Origin of the sequence: Brevundimonas sp. Root1279, from assembly GCF_001425945.1 — a bacterium.
Taxonomy (GTDB): Bacteria; Pseudomonadota; Alphaproteobacteria; order Caulobacterales; family Caulobacteraceae; genus Brevundimonas.
Genome location: NZ_LMEB01000001.1, coordinates 51,849 through 71,104, shown reverse-complemented (window position 1 = coordinate 71,104; position 19,256 = coordinate 51,849). Strand labels below are relative to the sequence as shown.

25 protein-coding genes are annotated in these 19,256 nt (G+C 70.1%); 14 read left to right on the top strand and 11 right to left on the bottom strand.

Going from position 1 to position 19,256, the window contains the following annotated elements; genetic code table 11:
- Window positions 1-195: 195 nt before the first annotated feature.
- From ASC65_RS00365 to ASC65_RS00355, 3 genes are all read left to right on the top strand, one after another.
- Window positions 196-570: a hypothetical protein gene (locus tag ASC65_RS00365; RefSeq protein ID WP_056447929.1), complete on the top strand. Its 375-nt coding sequence runs from the start codon at window positions 196-198 to the stop codon at window positions 568-570.
- A 2-nt stretch (window positions 571-572) separates the two neighbouring features.
- Complete coding sequence (locus ASC65_RS00360) at window positions 573-1,199, top strand: alpha-ketoglutarate-dependent dioxygenase AlkB (protein ID WP_235561359.1); 627 nt, start codon at window positions 573-575, stop codon at window positions 1,197-1,199.
- A gap of 110 nt (window positions 1,200-1,309) precedes the next feature.
- A complete protein-coding gene (locus tag ASC65_RS00355; protein WP_056447926.1) occupies window positions 1,310-2,212 on the top strand; it encodes a dienelactone hydrolase family protein in 903 nt (300 codons plus the stop codon).
- A gap of 67 nt (window positions 2,213-2,279) precedes the next feature.
- Here ASC65_RS00355 and grpE read toward each other — a convergent pair whose 3' ends face one another.
- The 3 genes from grpE to ASC65_RS00340 are packed head-to-tail and all read right to left on the bottom strand — an operon-like array spanning window position 2,280 to window position 4,545.
- Entirely contained in the window at window positions 2,280-2,909 is a 630-nt protein-coding gene (grpE, locus tag ASC65_RS00350) for a nucleotide exchange factor GrpE (protein WP_056447924.1), read from the bottom strand.
- Entirely contained in the window at window positions 2,906-4,009 is a 1,104-nt protein-coding gene (hrcA, locus tag ASC65_RS00345) for a heat-inducible transcriptional repressor HrcA (protein ID WP_442854112.1), read from the bottom strand. Before hrcA ends, grpE begins: the two co-directional genes overlap by 4 nt.
- On the bottom strand, window positions 3,991-4,545 hold the full coding sequence (locus ASC65_RS00340; RefSeq protein WP_235561358.1) for a GNAT family N-acetyltransferase: 555 nt from the start codon (window positions 4,543-4,545) through the stop codon (window positions 3,991-3,993). Before ASC65_RS00340 ends, hrcA begins: the two co-directional genes overlap by 19 nt.
- A gap of 44 nt (window positions 4,546-4,589) precedes the next feature.
- Between ASC65_RS00340 and rph the strand changes: the two genes are divergently transcribed.
- Together rph and ASC65_RS00330 are read left to right on the top strand one after the other, a co-directional pair.
- Entirely contained in the window at window positions 4,590-5,306 is a 717-nt protein-coding gene (rph, locus tag ASC65_RS00335; RefSeq protein WP_056447921.1) for a ribonuclease PH, read from the top strand.
- Between the two features lie 81 nt (window positions 5,307-5,387).
- Window positions 5,388-5,750 carry a hypothetical protein gene (locus ASC65_RS00330; RefSeq protein WP_056447918.1) on the top strand — a complete coding sequence of 121 codons (363 nt, stop codon included), beginning with the start codon at window positions 5,388-5,390 and terminating at the stop codon, window positions 5,748-5,750.
- Between the two features lies 1 nt (window position 5,751).
- Here the strand turns inward: ASC65_RS00330 and ASC65_RS00325 are convergent, their stop codons facing one another.
- Window positions 5,752-6,075 (bottom strand): UrcA family protein, encoded by a 324-nt coding sequence (locus tag ASC65_RS00325; protein ID WP_056447915.1) that lies wholly within the window; start codon window positions 6,073-6,075, stop codon window positions 5,752-5,754.
- A 175-nt stretch (window positions 6,076-6,250) separates the two neighbouring features.
- Between ASC65_RS00325 and ASC65_RS00320 the strand changes: the two genes are divergently transcribed.
- The 5 genes from ASC65_RS00320 to ASC65_RS00300 all read left to right on the top strand — a co-directional run bounded on the left by ASC65_RS00320 (window position 6,251) and on the right by ASC65_RS00300 (window position 9,976).
- A complete protein-coding gene (locus ASC65_RS00320; RefSeq protein ID WP_056447912.1) occupies window positions 6,251-7,393 on the top strand; it encodes an acyltransferase family protein in 1,143 nt (380 codons plus the stop codon).
- A 35-nt stretch (window positions 7,394-7,428) separates the two neighbouring features.
- Window positions 7,429-7,956 (top strand): CHAP domain-containing protein, encoded by a 528-nt coding sequence (locus ASC65_RS00315; protein WP_056447909.1) that lies wholly within the window; start codon window positions 7,429-7,431, stop codon window positions 7,954-7,956.
- A 30-nt stretch (window positions 7,957-7,986) separates the two neighbouring features.
- Window positions 7,987-8,949, top strand: coding sequence for a magnesium transporter CorA family protein (locus ASC65_RS00310; RefSeq protein WP_056447906.1), 963 nt, complete (start codon window positions 7,987-7,989; stop codon window positions 8,947-8,949).
- Between the two features lie 70 nt (window positions 8,950-9,019).
- Complete coding sequence (locus tag ASC65_RS00305) at window positions 9,020-9,505, top strand: COG3650 family protein (RefSeq protein ID WP_056447903.1); 486 nt, start codon at window positions 9,020-9,022, stop codon at window positions 9,503-9,505.
- A 15-nt stretch (window positions 9,506-9,520) separates the two neighbouring features.
- Complete coding sequence (locus ASC65_RS00300; RefSeq protein ID WP_235561357.1) at window positions 9,521-9,976, top strand: COG3650 family protein; 456 nt, start codon at window positions 9,521-9,523, stop codon at window positions 9,974-9,976.
- On the opposite strand, the gene mmcB is transcribed toward ASC65_RS00300, so the two are convergent.
- Window positions 9,973-10,431 carry a DNA repair putative endonuclease MmcB gene (gene mmcB / locus ASC65_RS00295; RefSeq protein WP_056447900.1) on the bottom strand — a complete coding sequence of 153 codons (459 nt, stop codon included), beginning with the start codon at window positions 10,429-10,431 and terminating at the stop codon, window positions 9,973-9,975. The two genes, ASC65_RS00300 and mmcB, sit on opposite strands and share 4 nt — an antisense overlap.
- Before the next feature lie 111 nt (window positions 10,432-10,542).
- Here mmcB and ASC65_RS00290 point away from each other — a divergent pair, with 111 nt between their 5' ends.
- Entirely contained in the window at window positions 10,543-10,794 is a 252-nt protein-coding gene (locus ASC65_RS00290) for a hypothetical protein (RefSeq protein WP_056447897.1), read from the top strand.
- Here ASC65_RS00290 and hslU read toward each other — a convergent pair.
- From hslU to hslV, 4 genes are all read right to left on the bottom strand, one after another.
- Window positions 10,791-12,092, bottom strand: coding sequence for an ATP-dependent protease ATPase subunit HslU (gene hslU, locus ASC65_RS00285; protein WP_056447894.1), 1,302 nt, complete (start codon window positions 12,090-12,092; stop codon window positions 10,791-10,793). The two genes, ASC65_RS00290 and hslU, sit on opposite strands and share 4 nt — an antisense overlap.
- A gap of 69 nt (window positions 12,093-12,161) precedes the next feature.
- Window positions 12,162-13,049 (bottom strand): DUF4440 domain-containing protein, encoded by an 888-nt coding sequence (locus ASC65_RS00280; protein ID WP_056447890.1) that lies wholly within the window; start codon window positions 13,047-13,049, stop codon window positions 12,162-12,164.
- A 167-nt stretch (window positions 13,050-13,216) separates the two neighbouring features.
- Window positions 13,217-13,624, bottom strand: coding sequence for a GxxExxY protein (locus ASC65_RS00275; protein ID WP_056447887.1), 408 nt, complete (start codon window positions 13,622-13,624; stop codon window positions 13,217-13,219).
- A gap of 88 nt (window positions 13,625-13,712) precedes the next feature.
- Window positions 13,713-14,276: an ATP-dependent protease subunit HslV gene (gene hslV / locus ASC65_RS00270; protein WP_056447884.1), complete on the bottom strand. Its 564-nt coding sequence runs from the start codon at window positions 14,274-14,276 to the stop codon at window positions 13,713-13,715.
- A gap of 154 nt (window positions 14,277-14,430) precedes the next feature.
- On the opposite strand from hslV, the gene ASC65_RS00265 reads away from it, so the two are divergent.
- Both ASC65_RS00265 and ASC65_RS00260 read left to right on the top strand, forming a co-directional pair.
- Entirely contained in the window at window positions 14,431-14,808 is a 378-nt protein-coding gene (locus tag ASC65_RS00265; protein WP_235561356.1) for a BLUF domain-containing protein, read from the top strand.
- 31 nt (window positions 14,809-14,839) lie between these two features.
- A complete protein-coding gene (locus ASC65_RS00260) occupies window positions 14,840-15,580 on the top strand; it encodes a HesA/MoeB/ThiF family protein (RefSeq protein ID WP_056447878.1) in 741 nt (246 codons plus the stop codon).
- On the opposite strand, the gene ASC65_RS00255 is transcribed toward ASC65_RS00260, so the two are convergent.
- The gene (locus tag ASC65_RS00255; RefSeq protein WP_156459498.1) at window positions 15,581-17,608 is read right to left on the bottom strand and encodes an alpha/beta hydrolase family protein; all 2,028 of its coding nucleotides are present in this window, start codon (window positions 17,606-17,608) and stop codon (window positions 15,581-15,583) included.
- Between the two features lie 64 nt (window positions 17,609-17,672).
- Complete coding sequence (locus ASC65_RS00250) at window positions 17,673-18,659, bottom strand: 2-hydroxyacid dehydrogenase (protein ID WP_056447872.1); 987 nt, start codon at window positions 18,657-18,659, stop codon at window positions 17,673-17,675.
- A 29-nt stretch (window positions 18,660-18,688) separates the two neighbouring features.
- Here ASC65_RS00250 and ASC65_RS00245 point away from each other — a divergent pair, with 29 nt between their 5' ends.
- Window positions 18,689-19,249, top strand: coding sequence for an SH3 domain-containing protein (locus tag ASC65_RS00245; RefSeq protein WP_235561355.1), 561 nt, complete (start codon window positions 18,689-18,691; stop codon window positions 19,247-19,249).
- Window positions 19,250-19,256 lie beyond the last annotated feature (7 nt).

Below are 19,256 nucleotides of genomic sequence, written 5' to 3'. Positions count from 1 at the left end.
GGTTTTGCGGCGGCTGTCGCCGATATGGGAAACACCCCCCGGCCCGCAAGGCCTGATCGCTTTCGAGAGGCGATTCCGGCATGTGATTCCGGTCAGGCTGCGTCAGGTGCGAACAAGCAAGGAACGCGCTATGATCGCGTTTGGGTGGTCCCCTTGCGCCGGGGGGCGCGGGCGGGGCCCCGCAGGAAAAAGACCATGACCGCCCGCAAGACCCTCGCCATCGCAGCCCTCGCCGCCGTCCTCGGCCTGGCCGGCGCCGCCGAGGTCGCCGTCGCCGCCTCTCCCGCCGCCGTGCAGTCGCGCGACGGCCAGAACCGCCGTGTCCGCGTCCACAACCAGACCGGGGCCGCCCTGCAGCAGCTGCGCGCCGCTGATGTCCGCACCGGCGAGTTCGGCGGCAACCTCCTGGGCGGCGCGACGGTTGCGGCGGGCTCCAGCGCCCAGGTGCTGATCGACGACGGCCAGGGCGGCTGCCTGTACGACCTGCGGGCCGAGCTGGCCGGCGGGACGGTGGTGCTGCGCGAGAACGTCAACGTCTGCCGCATCGCCGACTTCTACCTGACCCGCTGAGCGTGAGCCGGCGCGAGCTCGCCACGGGGCTGGAGGGATTCCGCCTCTGGCCCGAGGCCCTGTCGCCCGCTGAGCAGGCCGATCTGCGCGACCAGGTCCTCGCCGCCGTCGCGGGCGCGCCCTTCTATGCGCCCACGACCCGCACCGGCCGCCCCTTCTCGGTGCGGATGACCAATCTGGGCCCGCTCGGCTGGGTCTCGGACCGCGCCGGCTATCGCTATCAGCCGAACCACCCCGAGACCGGCGCCCCCTGGCCGCCGATGCCCGCGGTCCTGCCCGCCCTGTGGCGCGAACTGACCGGCCGGGAGGACGCTCCCGACGCCTGCCTGGTCAATCTGTATCGGGACACGGCCCGCATGGGCCTGCATCAGGATCTCGACGAGCCCGACCGGACGGCGCCCGTTGTCTCGATCTCGCTGGGGGATGCGGCCGTCTTCCGCATCGGCCCGGCCGAGGGCGGACCGACCCGCAGCATCCGCCTCAGCTCCGGCGACGTATGCGCCCTGACCGGCCCCGCCCGCCTCGCCCGCCACGGCGTCGACCGCATCCTGCCGGGGTCGTCGGGGCTGATCCCGGGTGGCGGCCGCCTCAACCTCACGCTTCGAAAAGCAGGGCTGGCCAGTGATTAGTGGTTAGTGATTAGTGGCTGGGCCGGAGTTGGCGTCGACGTGCAGAGGGCCGTCTGTCGGCGGCCGCAACCACTAATCACTAACCACTCATCACTCCCGGGAGCCCGCCTATGACCGACCTGATCCGTCCCGAAGGCCCTGAGGCCGACGATTTCCGCTTCAGCCGCCGAGCCCTGGCCACGGGCGGGGTCGGGGGGCTGCTGTTCGCCGGCTACGCGCCGGCCGCCCTCGCAGCCCAGGCCGCGCCGATCGCAACCGACGACGACGACCTGACGATCGAGCAGACGACGATCGCGGCCCCGGACGGCTATCAACTCCCGATCTATGTCGCCCGGCCGACCGGGGCGGGGCCCTTCCCGACGGTCATCGTCGTGTCCGAGATCTTCGGCGTCCACGAATATATCCGCGACGTCGCGCGTCGTCTGGCCAAGGCCGGCTACGCGGCGGTCGCCCCGGCCTTCTTCGTCCGGGTCGAGGACCCGGCCCCGCTCAGCGACATGGCTCGCATCCAGCAGATCGTCGCCGCCGCCAAATACGAGCAGGTCATGGGCGACATCGGCGCCGCGCTCGACTGGGTCGGCGGCCAGGCCTGGGCCAACGACAAGATCGGCGTCACGGGCTGGTGCTGGGGCGGCAAGGTGGTGTGGCAGGCTGCGGCCCGCTTCCCGCAGATCGACGCCGGCGTCGCCTGGTACGGCCGCCTGGCCCCGCCCGCGACGGCCACCGCTGAACAGATCGAGGCCGGCAAACCCTGGCCCGTCGATCTGGCCGGCGAGCTCAAGGCGCCGGTCCTCGGCCTCTACGGCGAGGCCGATCGCGGCATTCCGCTGGAGAGCGTGGCGGCCATGAACGCGGCCCTGACCGCGGCGGGCAAGACCGACAGCCACATCGACGTTTATCCGGCCGCGCCGCACGGCTTCCACGCCGACTACCGCGACAGCTATCGCGCCGCCGACGCCGCGGACGGCTGGGCCAAGCTGCTCAAGCTGTTTGAGGACAAGCTGAAGGGCTGAAGGTCCAGCCAGCCCGGCGCCTTGTCATCCCCGGCGCAGCGGAGCGGAGATCGGGGACGATAAGACCTCAGCTCTTCTGGTCGAAATTTCCGCCGGGCTGGCTCTGCGGCTGCGCGTACGCCGCATTGCCCGCCGCGGCGCCGGAGCCCTTGGCGGCGACCACAACCATGGCCGGGCGCACGGTGCGGCCGAACAGGGCGTAGCCGGCCTGCAGGGTCTGCAGCACCTGGCCGCCCTGCACCGTGTCCGACGGCTGTTCCATCATCGCCTGGTGCAGGTGCGGGTCGAAGGCCTCACCCGGCTCCGGCGCGACGCGACGCAGGTTGTTGTTCTCGAAGGCCTGCAGCAGCGACTTCTGGGTCAGCTCCAGCCCGGTCACCAGGCCGGCCTCGCCGGCGTCGGCGTTCTTCGGAGCGGCCTGCAGGGCGCGCTCAAGGTTGTCGGCCACGCCCAGCAGGTCGCGGGCGAATTTCTGGATGGCGTAGGCGCGGGCGTCGTTGTTCTGGGTCTCGGCGCGCTTCTTGGTGTTCTCGGCCTCGGCCACCGCCCGCAGGGCGCGGTCCTTCCACTGGTCGCGCTCGGCGATCAGGGCGTCGATCGGGCCCAGGCCGTCGTCCAGGCCGGCTTCGGCGTTGGCTTCGGACTCGGCGATGTCGGCGGCGAGTTCTTCGGAAGTCGGATTTTCGGGCTCGTTCACGTCTCTTGTCCGTCCAGCATTCGGCCCAGCACCCGCGCGGTGTAGTCCACCAACGGGATGATCCGGGCATAGTTCAGTCGCGCAGGTCCGATCACGCCGATGGCGCCCAGGACCCGTTGTCGGCCCGTCATATAGGGCGCCGCGACGACGGCGGAACCCGAAAGCGAAAACAGGCGCGTTTCTGCCCCGATGAAGATGCGCACGCCCTGGGCCGAGGACACCCCGTCGAGCAGGCCGATCAGCTGCTCCTTCTGCTCCAGGTCGTCGAACAGGATGCGGACCTTCTCCAGGTCTTCCATGGCCCCGGCGTCCTGCAGCAGGTTGGCCCGGCCGCGCACGATCAGGGCCCGCTCCCGCTCGGCCCCGCCGGACCAGGCCGCCAGCCCGTCCTCGACCAGACGTGCCGCGGTGGCGTCCAGTTCGCGCCGTGCGATCTCCAGTTCGCTGCGCATCTCGGTGCGCGCCTCGTGCAGGGGGCGGCCCTTCAGCCGGGCGTTGAGGAAGTTCGACGCCTCCTGCAGGGTCGAGGGCGTCACCCCGGCCTTCAGCGGCATCAGCCGGTTCTCGACCGAGCCGTCGTCGCCGACCAGCACGGCCAAGGCCTGGTCGTGCCCCAGGGCGACGAACTCCACGTGCTTGACCCCGGCGTCGCGCACCGGGCTGGCCACGATCCCCGCCCCGCCGGCCAGGCCGGACAGCAGGGACGAGGCCTCGTTCAGCGCCTCGTCGAAGCCGCGGCCCTTGCCGATCAGTCGGGCGTCGATCTCGCGCCGCTCCTCGCGCGACAGGTCGCCGATCTCGAGCAGGCCGTCGACGAACAGGCGCAGGCCCGCATGGGTCGGGATCCGCCCCGCCGAGGTGTGCGGCGAGGCCAGCAGCCCGGCCAGGGTCAGGTCCTGCATGGTGTTGCGGATCGAGGCCGGCGACAGACTGATCCCGGTCATCGACAGGGTTCGCGACCCCACCGGCTCACCGGTCTGCAGATAGGTCTCGACGATGCGCCGGAAGATGTCGCGCGCCCGCGCATCCAGCCCGGCTAGGCCGCCGCCCTCCAGCGCCGTCGAGGTCAGGAGGGGCGTTTTCACCGCCGGGCCTCCCAGTCGGCCCGGGTCAGCCGGTGCACCAAGCAGTCGTCCTCGTCGAACATGCGGCGGCCCTCGGGGACGAAGCCCAGCCGCTGGTAGAAGCGGTGCGCCTCGGTGTTGGAGTTCAGCGGATCGATGACGACCCCCGTCACCGTCGGATCGGTGAAGGCGGCGTCGATGGCCAGGGTCATCATCTGCGTCCCATAGCCCTTGTTGAGCGCTTCGGGCGGACCGATCCAGATGTCCATGGCCCTGAGGCCCGGCTCGATCTCGCCCCAGTAGTGGGTCGGCTCCAGATGCGGGTCGCAGATCTGCATCACCCCGATCGGAACGCCGTCGACCTCGGCGATGTCGTAGAAGCTCACGTCCGATCGCTCGGCCAGCTCCTCGCGCCAGACGATGCCGTCGAAGGCGACCTCCAGACCGGGCGTGTCGCTGGAGCAGGCGATGACGTGCGGCTCGCGGTCCCAGGCCTCCAGCGTCGGGACGTCGTCCAGCGTCGCAGGACGCAGGCGGACGAGGCCGAGGGGAGGAGAGGGGGACAGGCTCACGGTTTCAGGATAAGCAGCGCCGCGACTGCTTCCAAGGATTACCCATGCGCCCCTCCGAACGGACCCCCGAACAACTCCGCACCGTCACGCTCGAGACCGGCGTCAACCGCTACGCCGAGGGCTCCTGCCTTGTGTCGTTCGGCAATACGAAGGTGCTCGTCACCGCCTCGGTCGAGGAGAACGTGCCGGGCTGGATGCGCGGCAAGGGCCAGGGCTGGGTGACGGCGGAGTACGGCATGCTGCCGCGCGCCACCCACACCCGCGGCCGCCGCGAGGCCGCCACGGGCAAGCAGACGGGCCGCACCCAGGAAATCCAGCGCCTGATCGGCCGCTCGCTCCGCGCCGTCGTCGACCTCAAGGCTCTTGGCGAACGCCAGGTCGTGCTCGATTGCGACGTCATCCAGGCCGACGGCGGCACCCGCACCGCCGCCATCACCGGCGCCTGGGTCGCCATGGCCAGCGCGTTCGACTACCTGCGCGCCGAGGGCGTGCTGAAGACCGACCCGATCCTCGACCAGGTCGCCGCGGTCTCCTGCGGCGTGTGCAGCGATGAGCCGGTGCTGGACCTCGACTACGAAGAGGATTCCACGGCCGAGGCGGATTCCAACTTCGTCCTGACTGGCTCGGGAACCATCGTCGAGATCCAGGCCACCGGCGAGAAGCGCGGCTTCTCGCGCGCCGAGTTCGAGCGCCTGTTCCAACTGGCGGAGGGCGGCTGCGCGGAGCTGTTCGCCCTGCAGCGGGCGGCCCTCAACCGTTAAGCTTCGCGTCCCGGGCGACCGGGGTTTCATCGTTCTGCGAAACCGGGCATCGTCCCCGCGCCTGTCCGCGGAGACGACCCCATGCGCCTGCCCATCCTCCTGACCGTCGCTCTCGCGTTGGCCGCCTGCACGCCGCCCGCCGAGGCGCCGGCGGACAAGGCGCCCGCCGCCGATGCGGCCGCGGTTCAGGAGCCGATCATGCCGGCCGATGCTCCGCCGCAGGAGGATGCGGTGCTGCCGCCCGAGGCCAGCTCGACCTCGTGCACCCTCGATCAGGGCTCCGACGCCGCGGTGCGGCTGGCCGAGCGCTGCACCGCCGTAAGCCCGGCTTCGCACCCGCCGTGCAACCCGGAAAACCCCTGCCAGCTGATCCAGGACGAGATCGACCGGTCCTGCGCCATGTACAAGCCGGGCGAGACGAAGCCGGCAGAGTGCAGCGCCTGATCTAGCCCTGCAGCCGGTTCAGGACCCTCCGGCCGCCGGCGCGCATGAACCGCCGCCACTGGTCGTCCGGCAGGGCGCTGACCGCCGCGGCGCCCATCGCCCTTTCGCACAGACGCAGGTCGCCCTGGCTGGTCGGGGTCACGCGCGGTCCGTAGGCGGCGCAGAAGCGGCGGCTCTCGTCCGCGATCCGTTCGGCGAAGGCCGCGGCGTCCGCTCGGTCGCCGAGGTCGAGACCGGCCGCGGGGACGCGCATGGACAGGCCGTCCGAGCCGGCGGCGGGCGCCGCGGCCAAGGCGACGGCGGCGAGGAGATGGCTGAGAAGCATTTGATTTTTCTTTCGAGTCTTCTTCAACTTTGAGCCCCCGCTCGAAGGACAAGAGGCCTGCGGCGACCCCGACGGATGCGCGGTCCGAAGTGAAATCTCTGTAAGGTTTCAGAGGCTTGGCGGAGCCCTCGGCGCTTAATCGTTTCCCAAGCCTGCGCCCCTAGGCTCCGGGGCTATGAACCCGGTCCAGACCCCGCCCGACCTGCGCGCCCTGACGACGTTGCGTTTCCTCGCCGCCGCCTGGGTCGTGCTCTACACCGCCTGGCCGCATCTGGCCGTGGACGTCGCGCCGACTGCGGTGACCCGCGGCTATCTCGGGGTCGAGGTCTTCTTTGTCCTGTCGGGCTTCATTCTCAGCCACGTCTATCTGGCGGCGGCCGGGGAGGGGCGGTTCTCCTACAAGGGCTTCCTGTGGGCGCGGGTGGCGCGGGTCTATCCGCTGCACCTGCTGACCCTGGCCGGGATGGTGGTTCTGGGGCTCGGGGCGGGCGCTGTGGGCGTCGCCGTCGACGCCAGCCTGACCGACTGGCGGTCGCTGCCCGCCCAGTTGACCCTCACCCACGCCTGGGGCCTGGCCCCGAGTTCGGCCTTCAACCATCCGTCCTGGTCGATCTCGGCCGAGTGGTTCGCCTATCTGGCCTTCCCCGCCTTCGCCTTCGTCGCCTGGCGTCTGCGCGCCCGGCCGCTGCTGGCCGCGGGCCTCGCCGCCGCGCTGGCGCTGGGGCTCTACGCCGCCTTCGAGCGCCTGGCGGGCTTCCAGTTGACCGAGGCCACCTTCCGTTGGGGCGCGTTGCGCATCGTCCCCTGCTTCGCGCTCGGCTGCGCCCTCTACCTGATCCATCGGCGCGCCCCGGTCCGCCACGGCGGCTGGCTGGCCCTGGCCGGCGGCCTCGGCGCCCTGGCCAGCGCCTCGCTGGGCCTGTGGGACCCGATCGTGGTTCTGTGCGGCGGCGCCCTGATCCTCGGCCTCGCCGGTCTCGACAACGCCCGCGCCGGCGTCCTGGCCTCGCCCTTCGGCGTCTGGCTGGGCGAGATCTCCTATGCCGTCTACATGGTCTGCGCGCCCGTCCTGCTGGTCGGGGTGAACCTCGCGGCGCGGTTCACGGACGCCCCGGACAAGCGGCTTCACATCATTGTGTGGCTTGCCGTTGTGACCCTGATCCCGCTCGTGGCGGCCGCCGCCTACCACCTCGTCGAACGCCCGGCCCGACAGGCTTTGCGGCGATTCGCCGATCGCAACGGCTCAGGTCAACCCGGCTCCGCAACCCAGGCGGACTCGCCCGAAAGGGTTCTTCAACCCCAGGAAACTATCGTCTAAAGCTTGGCTCAAGTGAGACCGGGAAAGCGCGCAGCATGACGAAACGGTTCAAAGCCGCCGCGGTCGCCCTGTCCCTTGGCCTCATGGCCCTGGGCTTCGCTCCCTCCGCCAAGGCCCAGGAACCGTACTGGCAGTGCGTCACCTTCGCCCGAATGTATTCGGGCATCGAGATCTTCGGCGACGCCCACACCTGGTGGTCCCAGGCCCAGTCCCGCTACCGGACCGGCGCCCGCCCGCAGATGGGCTCGGTGCTCGCCTTCCAGTCCAGCGGCCGCATGAGCCGGGGCCATGTCGCCGTCGTCTCCGAAATCCTCACCGACCGCGTCATCCGCGTGACCCACGCCAACTGGGGCGGCAGCCGCGGCAAGGTCGAGGAGAACGTCACTGTCGTCGACGTCTCTGCAAACGGCGATTGGACCGCGGTCAAGGTCTGGTACGATCCGATCAATGACCTCGGCACGACCGTCTACCCGACCTACGGCTTCATCCATAAAGCCGCTCTCCAGCCGACCGGCGGCGTCCTGCTGGCGGCCGCGCCGACGTCGAGCATCGGCCAGCCCTGACCGGCTGAACCGGCGCGCCGGAATCCGCCCATGATCCGAGTCTACCGCTCCGGCCAGCGCAGCTGCGAGGTGCACGCCGGCGAGGCCGCAGCCTGGGTCCTGCCGCCCGACGCCGTCTGGATCGACCTGCTGGAGCCGACGGTCGAGGAGGATCGGGTCGTCGAACGGGCGCTCGGCCTGTCGATCCCGACCCGCGCCGAGATGGCCGAGCTCGAGGCGTCGAGCCGCCTGTACCGCGAGAACGGCGCCACCTACGCCACCGCCGACATCATCCACCACGGCGACGCGCTCATTCCGGAGGTCGACCCGGTGACCTTCGTCCTGACCAAGGGCCCGCTGGTCACCATCCGCTATTTCGACCCCAAGCCCTTCGCCATGACGCTGGAGAAGCTGGATCGCGAGCCGGCGGTGTGCGGTTCGGGACCGGACCTGTTCCTGCACCTGATGGAGGCGATCATCGATCGCGTCTCCGACGTGCTGTCGACCAACGCCCTCAAGGTCGAGGCGGTCTCGAACCATGTCTTCGCCGTGCGCAAGACGGTCCGTTTCGAGAAGCTGATCACCAAGCTGGGCCGCGCCCACATCGCCAACGCCCGCATCGAGCAGAGCCTGTCCGGCCTGTCCCGCATCTTCGCCTTCGTCGCGCTGGACGACCGTCTCGAGCACAACAAGGAGCACCGCGAGCACCTGCGCTCCCTGGCCCGCGACGCCCAGAGCCTGATCTCCCACAACCAGGCGGTCGCCGCCTCGATCAATTTCCAGCTCTCGGCCGCCCTGGGCCTGATCAACATCGAGCAGTCGTCGATCATCAAGATCTTCTCGGTGGCGGCGGTCGCCTTCCTGCCGCCGACCCTGATCGCCTCGATCTACGGCATGAATTTCACCCACATGCCCGAGCTTTCGCAGGCCTGGGGCTATCCGCTCGCCGTGGGGGCCATGGTGATCTCGGCGATCCTCCCCCTGGTCTGGTTCAAGAAGAAGGGCTGGCTCTGAGGGCTTGGGCCCCGCGGACTTGACCCGGACCGGGCCAGAGCGTTCCTAGGGGCCGGTTTCGGAGATCCCCATGCGTCTGCTTCCCCTGTCCGCCGTCGCCCTGTGCCTGCTGGCCGCCGCCTGCGGGCCGTCCGCCGAGGAGCCGGAGGCTGCGCCCGAGCCCGCCGCCCCGCCGCCGGTTCTCGCGGGGGTCGACCTGACCGAGCCGGTCCGGGCCCTGGGCACCGAGCCCTTCTGGTCGGTCGACCTGACCGGCGAGGAGGTCGTCTTCCGCGGCGTCGATCGTCCCGAGCAGCGCGCGCCCCAGCCCAAGGCCTCCGTGCAGGGCACCGTCGTCCGCCTCGAGAGCCAGACCACGGCCGGGACCCCCATCGTCATCACCCTGGCGTCGACCGAATGCTCGGACGGCATGAGCGAGCGGATCTATCCGCTCACCGCCATCGTTAAGGTGGGCGAGGAAACCCTCAACGGTTGCGCGGCCTCGACCGCGGCCATCATGACGGCCGGCGAACAGGGGCCGGTGACCGCGTCGGCGGAGGCTCCGCCGGCGACATAGGAAAGGATGCAGGCGATGCGTGACCTCCGCCCGATGCTGATCCCCCTGCTGCTGCTGGCCGGCTGCGCCACAGACGCGTCGTCCCCGTCCGGACCAGGGCCGAGCGGCCCTGCCCGTCTGGGCGGCGTCGATCTTAGCCAACCCCTACGGGCCCTCGGGACCGAGCCCTTCTGGAGCGTCGACGTCAGCGGCCCCGAGATGACCTTCTCCGGCGCCGATCGGCCGACGATCCGCGCCGCGCCTGCGCGCCGGACGCTGTTCGAGGACTCGGTAGTCTATCGCGGCCTGACCGAGTCGGGCGTCGAGCTGATCATCACCCTGGAGGCGGAGGACTGTTCCGACGGCATGAGTGATCGGACCTATCCGCTGACCGCGCGGGTGACCTTCGGTGACGACATCCGCCTGTCCGGCTGCGCGGCGTCGAAGGCCGCCATCCTCAGCGCGGGCGAGAGCGGCCGCGTCGGCGGCTAAAGCAGGGTCGGGTCGCGCAGCGTCCTGAGCGCCCCCAGTCGGCCGAAGCCGATCGTCAGCGCCTTTCGCCGCGCCGGGGCCAGCGGGATCGATACGGCGTCGCGCACCACCGCCCCGCCGAAGGCGTCGGCGACGATAAGGCCCGGCTCGTCCGGCAGGATGTCCGACGGAAACTCCGGCGCCACGGCGAAGAAGAAAAGGTCGCAGTAGGGCCGGTACTCGCCCCATTTGCGATCGACGCGATAGTCCTCGATCCCCGACTTGACCTCGCAGATGGCGATCTCGCCGCGCGGCCCCAGCGCCATGACGTCCGCCCGCCGGCCATTGGGCAGGCCGACCTCGAGCAGGGGCGCGAAGCCCAGATCGATCATCAGTCGGGCCGCCCCGCGGGTGACCGCCAGGGTCGTCGCCGGGCGGCTGAAGACCAGTTCGATGGAGACGGCGGACGCGCTCATTGTGTCTGTATGTTCTGTTTCCGTTCCGGGTTCAACCGGGGTCCTTTGCAGGCAAGCGCAACTGTAGCGTTCCAGACGTGTTAGCCTCGAACCCTTGAGGAGCCGCCGATCATGAGAGAAGACCCCGTCGCCCGCCGAAACCGGGGCGGAGGCGCCAGCCTCTGGATCCTGCTCGGCCTGGCCGTGTTCGGGGCGGTGCTCGTCGTCGTCGTGCTGCTTCGGCCTGCCCCCGTCTCTGCGCCCGAACCGCAGCCTGAGGCCGCCGCCGTCTCCATGGAGGAGCGGGTCGCCGCCGATGAGCGGGCCCACCGTGTGCGGGACGCCGCCCGGGACGAGGCCAAGCGACCCCAGGAAGCGCCCTAGAGGATGAACCGGCTCAGGTCGGCGTCCTTGGCCAGTTCGCCGACCCGTTCCCGAACCTGCTCGCCGTCGAAGGCGACGGTCTGACCTGACAGGTCGGAGGCCTTGAAGCTGGTCTCCTCCAACACCCGCTCCAGCACCGTCTGCAGACGGCGCGCGCCGATGTTCTCGATGGTGCTGTTGGCCGCCACGGCCGCGTCGGCCAGGGCCTCGATGGCGTCGTCACTGAAGGTCAGGGTGACGTTCTCGGTGGCCAGCAGCGCCTGGTTCTGACGGATCAGATTGGCCTCGGGCTCGGTCAGGATGCGGCGGAAGTCGTCTCGGGTCAGGGCTTTCAGCTCGACGCGGATCGGCAGCCGGCCCTGCAGCTCAGGCAGCAGGTCCGACGGCTTGGCCACGTGGAAGGCGCCCGAGGCGATGAACAGCACGTGGTCCGACTTCACAGGTCCATATTTGGTCGAGACGGTGGTGCCCTCGATCAGCGGCAGCAGGTCGCGCTGCACGCCCTCGCGGCTGACGTCCGCGCCTGAGGCGCCCTGGCGGGCCGCCACCTTGTCGATCTCGTCGAGGAAGACGATGCCCTCGTTTTCGGCCAGCAGCACCGCCTCGCGGGTCAGGCTGTCCTGGTCCAGAAGCTTGTCGCTCTCCTCGGTGACCAGCGGCCCGACGGCGTCGCGCACCGGCAGGCGCACCGTCTTGGTGCGGCCCCCGCCCAGTTTCCCGAGCATCTCCGACAGGTTGATCATGCCGACATTGCCGCCGCCGGGCAGGTCCAGCCCCTGCATCGGCGAGCTGGTGTCGGCCAGGGAGATCTCGACCTCCTTGTCGTCCATCTCACCGGCGCGCAGCTTCTTGCGGAAGCTGTCGCGGGTGGCCGGCTGCGAGCCGGGTCCGACCAGGGCGTCGAGGATGCGCTCCTCTGCGGCGGCCTCGGCCTTGGCCTTCACGCCGGTGCGGCGCTTCTCGCGCACCATGACCAGGGCGGACTCGACCAGGTCGCGCATGATCTGATCGACGTCGCGGCCGACGTAGCCGACCTCGGTGAATTTGGTCGCTTCGACCTTGAGGAAGGGCGAGCCGGCCAGGCGCGCCAGCCGGCGGGCGATCTCGGTCTTCCCGACCCCCGTCGGTCCGATCATCAGGATGTTCTTCGGCGTAACCTCGTCGCGCAGGTCATCGGGCACCCGCTTGCGCCGCCAGCGGTTGCGCAGGGCCACGGCGACGGCGCGCTTGGCGTCGTCCTGGCCGACGATGAAGCGGTCGAGTTCGGAAACGATTTCGCGGGGAGAGAGGTCGGTCATTCTGCGCACATGGGGCGGCGGTCGGGACTTGGGGAGGGGTGGTGCGTCACCAAAGCAGCGCTGCCCGTTTTAGCCGCCGGCGGAAGGGGCCTCCGGCGCGGGCGGCGCCGGCGGAGGGGCCGGGATCAGCTGGGCGAGGACGATGCGCCAGCCGTCGGCCTGTTTCTGCCAGAGCCGCACATAGTGGCCGCGGCGTTCCTGGCCGGCGCGCGACCAGCCGGCCTCCCCGTAGGTCCAGACCAGGTCGCCGGCCGCGGACGAACCGCCGCCCTGTGTCGGGCCGAAGGTGAAGCTGGCCGGCCAGCCGTCCAGGGCGGCGGCGAACTGGTCGCGGCCGATGGCCGGGGCCAGGGGCGCGACGTAGAGCCGGCCGTTGGCGGCCAGGACCTCCAGGTGGGCGGCCTTCTGGTTGGTGGCGGCGGCGAGGGCCAGCACCGCCTCGGCGGCCTCGACCTCCTCCATCGCCGCCTCCGGCGAGGCCGAGCCGGACGCCGCGACCGGCAGGATCACCGGCTCGGTCTCCGGTCCCGGGACGGCAGCCGCGCTGGCCCCCGAACCGCCGTCGTAGACCCACTTCCAGGAGCCGTCGTCCTGACGCTTCCAGATGGTGAAGTAGTGGCCGGTCCTTTGGCCGTTGAGGGAGACCCCGCCGGTGGTGAAGCCCATCTCGCCCGAGCGGGCCATGCCGGCGAAATTCGGCCACCACTGCAGGATCGGCTCGTCGACCGGGCGCGGGACCTCGGGCGGATAGGCCTGCCGCACGGTCTGCACCTGGCCGTTTCCGATGATCACCGCATCGGGCAGCGACCATTTGGTGAAGCTGGCGGTTATGCCCATCGCGGCCCCGTCGGCCGCAAAGGCCCGCTCGGCGGCGACCACCTCGGCGGCGTCGGGCGTCTGCGCGCCCACAGGGGCGGCTGCCAGGAGCACAGGCAAGGCGAAAAGGGCGAGACGCATGGGCGGGATCCTCCGCCTCACATTGATCGCCCAATCCGTCGGCTTGTCGCGTTAAATCGGGGAAAGGCTAAGCTCGTGATGGCGCATGCCTGAGCTGCGGCGCTTGGGGCGGGCGGCCGAGGTTCGTCACAAAGGACACCAAGGATGCACGAAGCACACCACGGGGGTTAGAGCACGAGCCGACGGAGGCCGTTCTTGAGCAAGACGGTGTTGAAGTTGATCAGGTAGCCGAGTCGCGTGCCCGAGAACCGGAGATAGCTGAGGACTTGAGCCGAATGGATCGACGCCAAGGCGTCGATCGATTTGATTTCGACCACTACGGACTTTTCGATCAACAAGTCGAGGCGAAGGCCGACATCCATTCGCACGGCGCCATAGGCGACGGGCACTCCAACTTGCCTCTCGACCTGAAATCCGGCCTGTCGCAGCTCTTCGGCAAGGCAGGCCTCGTAGACCGCTTCGAGAAGCCCGGGTCCCAGCGCACGGTGGACAACGAAAGCGGCATCCAGGACTCCGCGGCCCACGACCTCGGCGGCGGCGGGGATGGGCGCGGTCTCGTCGTGTCCTTCGTGCATCCTTGGTGTTCTTTGTGACGAACCAGCCAGCGGTTCGTCCTTCACACTGCCAAGCTTGTCGCGCTGTCGCCAGCCCGGCGCTCGTAACCTACTCCAGCGTCTCCACCGTCAGGTTGCCGTTGGTGTAGACGCAGATCTCCGCCGCGAGGGCCATGGACTGGCGGGCGATGGTCTCGGCGTCCAGGTCGGTGTGATCCATGAGGGCGCGGGCCGCGGCCAGGGCGTAGTTGCCGCCCGACCCGACCGCCGCCACCCCATGCTCCGGCTCCAGCACGTCGCCGACGCCGGTGACGGTGAAGATCGAGTTCCTGTCGGCGACCAGCAGCATGGCCTCCAGCCGGCGCAGGTAGCGATCGGTGCGCCAGTCCTTGGCCAGGTCGACGCAGGCCCGGGCCAGCTGGTCCGGATACTGCTCCAGCTTGGCCTCCAGCCGCTCGATCAGGGTGAAGGCGTCGGCGGTGGCCCCGGCGAAGCCCGCCAGCACCTTGCCGCCGGCCAGCACGCGCACCTTGCGGGCCGCGCCCTTGACGATGGTCGGGCCCATGGAGACCTGGCCGTCGCCGGCGATGACCGTGCGGCCGCCCTTGCGGACCGCGAGGATGGTGGTGCCGTGCCAGCCGGGCCCGGAGTGGGTGTCGTTTGCGTTCATCATCCATTTCAGATGGAGACCGAAAAGCGGCGCGGCAAGCGGAAACCGCTGAAATCTAAAGGCTAGACTGCGCCACATTTGTACCAAGCATCCGGGGTACATCGCCACATTCCAACCCCGAAAATGGCCTGAAGAGGGAAGCGCTTTGCTTCACCGCGTGATCTACGCCAGCGAAGCGGTCGGCGTGACCGGCGCCTCGACCCTGTCGGTCGCTCAGATCCTGGGTGAGTCCGAGCGCAACAATCGTCGCGACGACCTGACCAGCTGCGTCATGTTCCACGAGGGTCACATCCTGCAGGCCATCGAGGGCGCGCGGGTCGATATCGACCGCCTGGTGCGCCGCCTGCTCGCCGATCCGCGCCATACGGGCCTGCGCATCCTCAGCGACAGCCCGATCCCGCGGCGTCGCCTCGACGACCCGATCTTCCTGTGCCCGGACGCGGCGGCCTTGCTGGCCAAGGTGGGGGTCGTCTGCCTGTCCCGCGTGACAGCGAACGAGGCCGAAGCCCTGCTGGATCTCCGTCAGGCGGCGTGACCAAAGCGCCCGAAGGCCCTAACTGGGACGGGTGACCTTCTCCGACGATGAAATCGAGCGCTACGCGCGCCACCTCGTCCTCGCCGAGATCGGCGGGCCCGGCCAGCAGCGGCTGAAGGCCGCCCGTGTGGCCATTGTCGGCCTGGGCGGCGTCGGCTCGCCGGCGGCCCTCTATCTGGCGGCGGCGGGGGTCGGAGCGCTGCGCCTGATCGACGACGACGCCGTCGCCCTGTCGAACCTGCAGCGCCAGATCCTCTTCACCAGCGACGATCTCGACCGGTGCAAGGTCCAGGCGGCGGCCGACCGGCTCGACGCCCTCAACCCGCATGTCGAGATCGAGGACGCCCCCGAACGGCTCACCGCCGACAACGCCGCCTGGCTGCTTGAGGGCTGCGACCTGGTGCTGGACGGCACGGACGACTTCGCCACCCGCTTCGCCGTCAGCGACGCCTGCGTCGCCGCGGGCAAGCCGCTGGTCTCGGGCGCCCTGGGTCGCTGGAGCGGCCAGGTCGGCGTCTTCTCCGGCCGCCCCTGCTACCGCTGCCTGGTGCCGGAGGCCCCGCCGGACGCCGAGACCTGCGCCCGCGTCGGCGTGGTCGGCGCCCTGGCGGGCGTGGTCGGTGCGATGGCGGCGCTGGAGGCGATCAAGCTGATCACCGGCGCCGGCGAGCCGCTGGCCGGCCGCCTGCTGCTCTACGACGGCCTAGCCGGGACGGCGCGCACGGTGCGCGTCGCCGCCGACCCGACCTGCCCGGCTTGCGCGCCGGCCTGATCAGGCGAAGGCGCGGCGCAGTACGTCGACGTAGCGACCCATGAGCTGCTGCTCCTTGGCGTCGTCCCAGTCAGCGTGTCCCGCGTCCTCGACTTCGATCAGTTCGACCGTCTTGCCTGCGCCGCGCAACGCGTCGCGCATGCGGCGCGATTGGGCGACGGGCAGGACCGGATCCTCCACCCCGTGGACGAGCAGGACCGGGCAGGTCACTGCGGCCACATGGCGACGCGGCGAGGCCGCCTCCAGAGCCGCCCCCATGGTGGCGCGTTCGCCGATGCGCCGGGTCCAGAACTCGTAGATTGGCTTGCCGGGAGCGTCGTCGTCGCGCTCCACCCAGGCCAGGACATCCGGCAGGTCGTAGACGCCGCAGATACCGATCGCCGCCTTGTAGAGATCCGGCCGCTTGACCGCCCCCATGAGGGCCGCATAGGCGCCGTAGCTCGTGCCGATGATGCCGACCTTCGAGGCGTCGAGGCCCTTCAGGGTGATGGCGTGGGCGACGGCGTCCTCGACGTCCTCCTGCATCCGCGTGCCCCAGCGGGTCCACCCCTCACGGGCGAAGCTCATGCCGTAGCCGCCCGAACCGCGGAAGTTCGGACGCAGGACCCACCAGCCCTGCGCCGCCAGGACCTGGACTTGTCGATCCCAGCCGGGAGTGTCGCGGACCTCGGGGCCACCGTGCGGTAGCACCACGAGGGGGCCCGGGGCGCCGCCAGGAGGGGCGGTCAGATAGGCCTCGATGGTCGCTCCGTCGCGGGTCTGGACCTTCAAGGTGTCCGTGGCTCCCAGCCTCGCCGGGTCCAGCACCCGCGCCTGGCCGATGGCCACGATCTTGCGGGCGGCGCGGTCGTAGAAGAACCAGGCGCCGGGCTCGTTCGGCCCGGTCACCCGGGCAATGAAGCGATTGCGGGCGATGTCGACGTCGGTCAGGTGAACGTCGCACTGGTTGTCGAAGAAGCGGTTCAGGGCGCGGTGGTGCGTGGCCAGGCCGGCCTCGGCGAACTCGTACTCCAGCCGGTCGCCATAATAGGCGGCGCCGAGGTAACTGCCCGCCGAGTCTCGCAGTCCGTAGACCACGTCGCGGCCGGGCCGCTGGTTCAGAGGGGCGCCGATGGCGGTGGTCGTCAGGTCCATCTCGCGAACGCTCTGGACGTCCTCGTTCTCCGCCCGCGCGATGACCAGGACGACGCCCGGCTTGTCGGTGGGGCCGACCCAGGCGAATTCGGGCGCCTCGCGGATCCGCGACTGGCGCGCCAATTTCCACTCCGCCTCACCCGGAGCGCGGACCATGATGGATTCCACGGTGCGGCGCTTGTTGATGTCATGGCGCATGACGGGCACGCCGTTCACGGTCCGCCAGAGATAGGTGCCGGAGCCTCCGCGCTCGATCAGTTGCGCGGACCCGTCTCTCAGGTCGACACGGTGCAGGGCCATGACCCCGTCCCGCTCCCATGCGGCCATCAGCACATGGTCGGGCTCGTTCGGCAGCAGGTCGATGATCCGACCCATGTCGTAGGTTTCGCGCATCCGCTGCCGCTGATCGCTGAAAAGGACCACGGTCTCGCCCGTGTTCACGTTCACCGACGCCACGCGGCGCATGCGGTACTCGACGGAGGCGCCCGGAATGCTGGAGCCGGTCCGGATCTGGCGTCCGGTCTCGGCCGTCAGCACCGCTCGGATCAACAGGCGGTCGTCGCTCGCCCACTCCATGAAATCGATCTCGACGTCGCCCAGCGGGAGGCGGCGGCGCGGGCCCTCGGGATCGCGGGCGTCGATGATGTCGATGTCGCCGCGCAGGTCGCCTGGCGTTCCGCTCTGCTCGAGCACCGCGATGCGGTCGCCTGAGGGCGACAGCACGGCGCCGAGGCTCTTCTGAGGGACGAAGAATTCAGCCAACGCAAAGGCCGCGACCTGGGCTCGCGCCATCCCCGGCGGCAGGGCCGCCAGGCCCGCAATTCCACCCGCCGCGGCGAGCAACCCACGTCGCGACAGCGCCGCCAGCGCCGCCTTACTCGAACCAGACTTCACGATAATCCCCCGATACTTGCGCGGGAGACAAGCCAAACCTAGCCGGCGCCGTCAAGCTTGGAGATCAGAGCATCGCCGGAATGACGCGGTCCGGCGGCCGGTGGCCGTTCTGGAAGGTCATGATGTTGGCGATCACCCGGTCGCCCATGTCCTGCCGGGCCTCCAGCGTCGCCGAGCCGAGGTGGGGCAGCAGCACCACGTTCGGATGGCCCAGCAGGCCCGGATGCACCGCCGGTTCGTGCTCATAGACGTCCAGGCCGACGCCCGCGAGCGCCCGCCGCGCCACCGCCTCGGCCAGGGCCGCCTCGTCGATCAGTTCGCCGCGGGCGGTGTTGATCAGCAGGGCGTGCGGCTGCAGCTTCGCCAGCCGCTCGGCCGACAGCACGTGGTGGGTTTCCTTCGTCGCCGGGCAGTTCAGCGAGATGATGTCCATCCGCTGCAGCATCTGGTCCAGGTCGTCCCACCAGGTCGCGCCCAACTCCTCGGCGATCATCTCCGGGACCGGTTTGCGGTTGTGGTAGTGCACCTGCATGCCGAAGGCCTTGGCGCGACGGGCCAGGGCCTGGCCGATGCGGCCCATGCCGACGATGCCCAGCCGCTTGCCCCACAGCTTGCGCCCGGTCATCCAGGTCGGGGTCCAGCCCTCGAAGCGCTGCTCCTGCATCACCTGGGCGCCTTCGACGATGCGCCGGCTGACCGCCAGGATCAGGGCCATGCCCAGGTCGGCGGTGTCTTCCGTCAGCACGCCGGGGGTGTTGGTCACGATCAGGCCGCGACCCACCGCCGCCTCGACGTCGATGTGGTTCACCCCGGCCCCGAAATTGGCGATCATCTTCAGCCGCTCGCCGGCTTCGCTGATCAGCTCGGCGTCGATCGTGTCGGTGATGGTCGGCGACAGCACGTCGGCGCGCTGCATGGCGGCGCGCAGATCGTCCCGCGTCATCGGCCGGTCCGTCAGGTTCAGTTCGGCGTCGAACAGCTCGCGCATGCGCGTTTCGACCGCGTCCGGAAGCCGTCTGGTTAATACGACCTTAAGCTTGGGGGCGGACATTCGAAGCCTTCATTTCACGGCGCACCCCGGTGTCTAGCAAAGCACGCCCCCGCATCCAAAGGCTCGTCGCCGTCACGGCCATGCTGGGCGTCGCCGTCCTCGCCTCGGCCAGCAACACCATGCCCGACGGCCGGCCGACCCCGAGCGGCCAACCGGTGCCGCGCTGGCTGTCGCTGAAGTCGTCCGAGGTCCGCGCCCGCTTCGGCCCCGGCCTCGATCACCGCATCCTGTGGGAGTACCACGCCTCGGGCCTGCCGGTTCAGGTCATCGCCGAGACCCGCGAGTGGCGAAAGATCTGCGACCCCGAGGGCGCCGTCGCCTGGGTCCACCGCAGCGTCGTCTCGAGCCGGCGCAGCGTGTTCAACACCACGAACCAGGAAGTCCCTATCCACGTCGGCCGCTCGGACACCTCGCCGGTGCGCGCCCGCCTGTCGCCGCACGCCCTGGTGGCGATGGACGAATGCGTCGACGGCTGGTGCGAGGTGCGGGTCCGTCGCATGCGCGGCTGGGTGCGTCAGAGCGCCGTCTTCGGGACCCAGGAACGTCCGCTCTGCAACGCCGCCCGCCCCGCCGGACCGCGCGAGCGCTGAGCCGCGC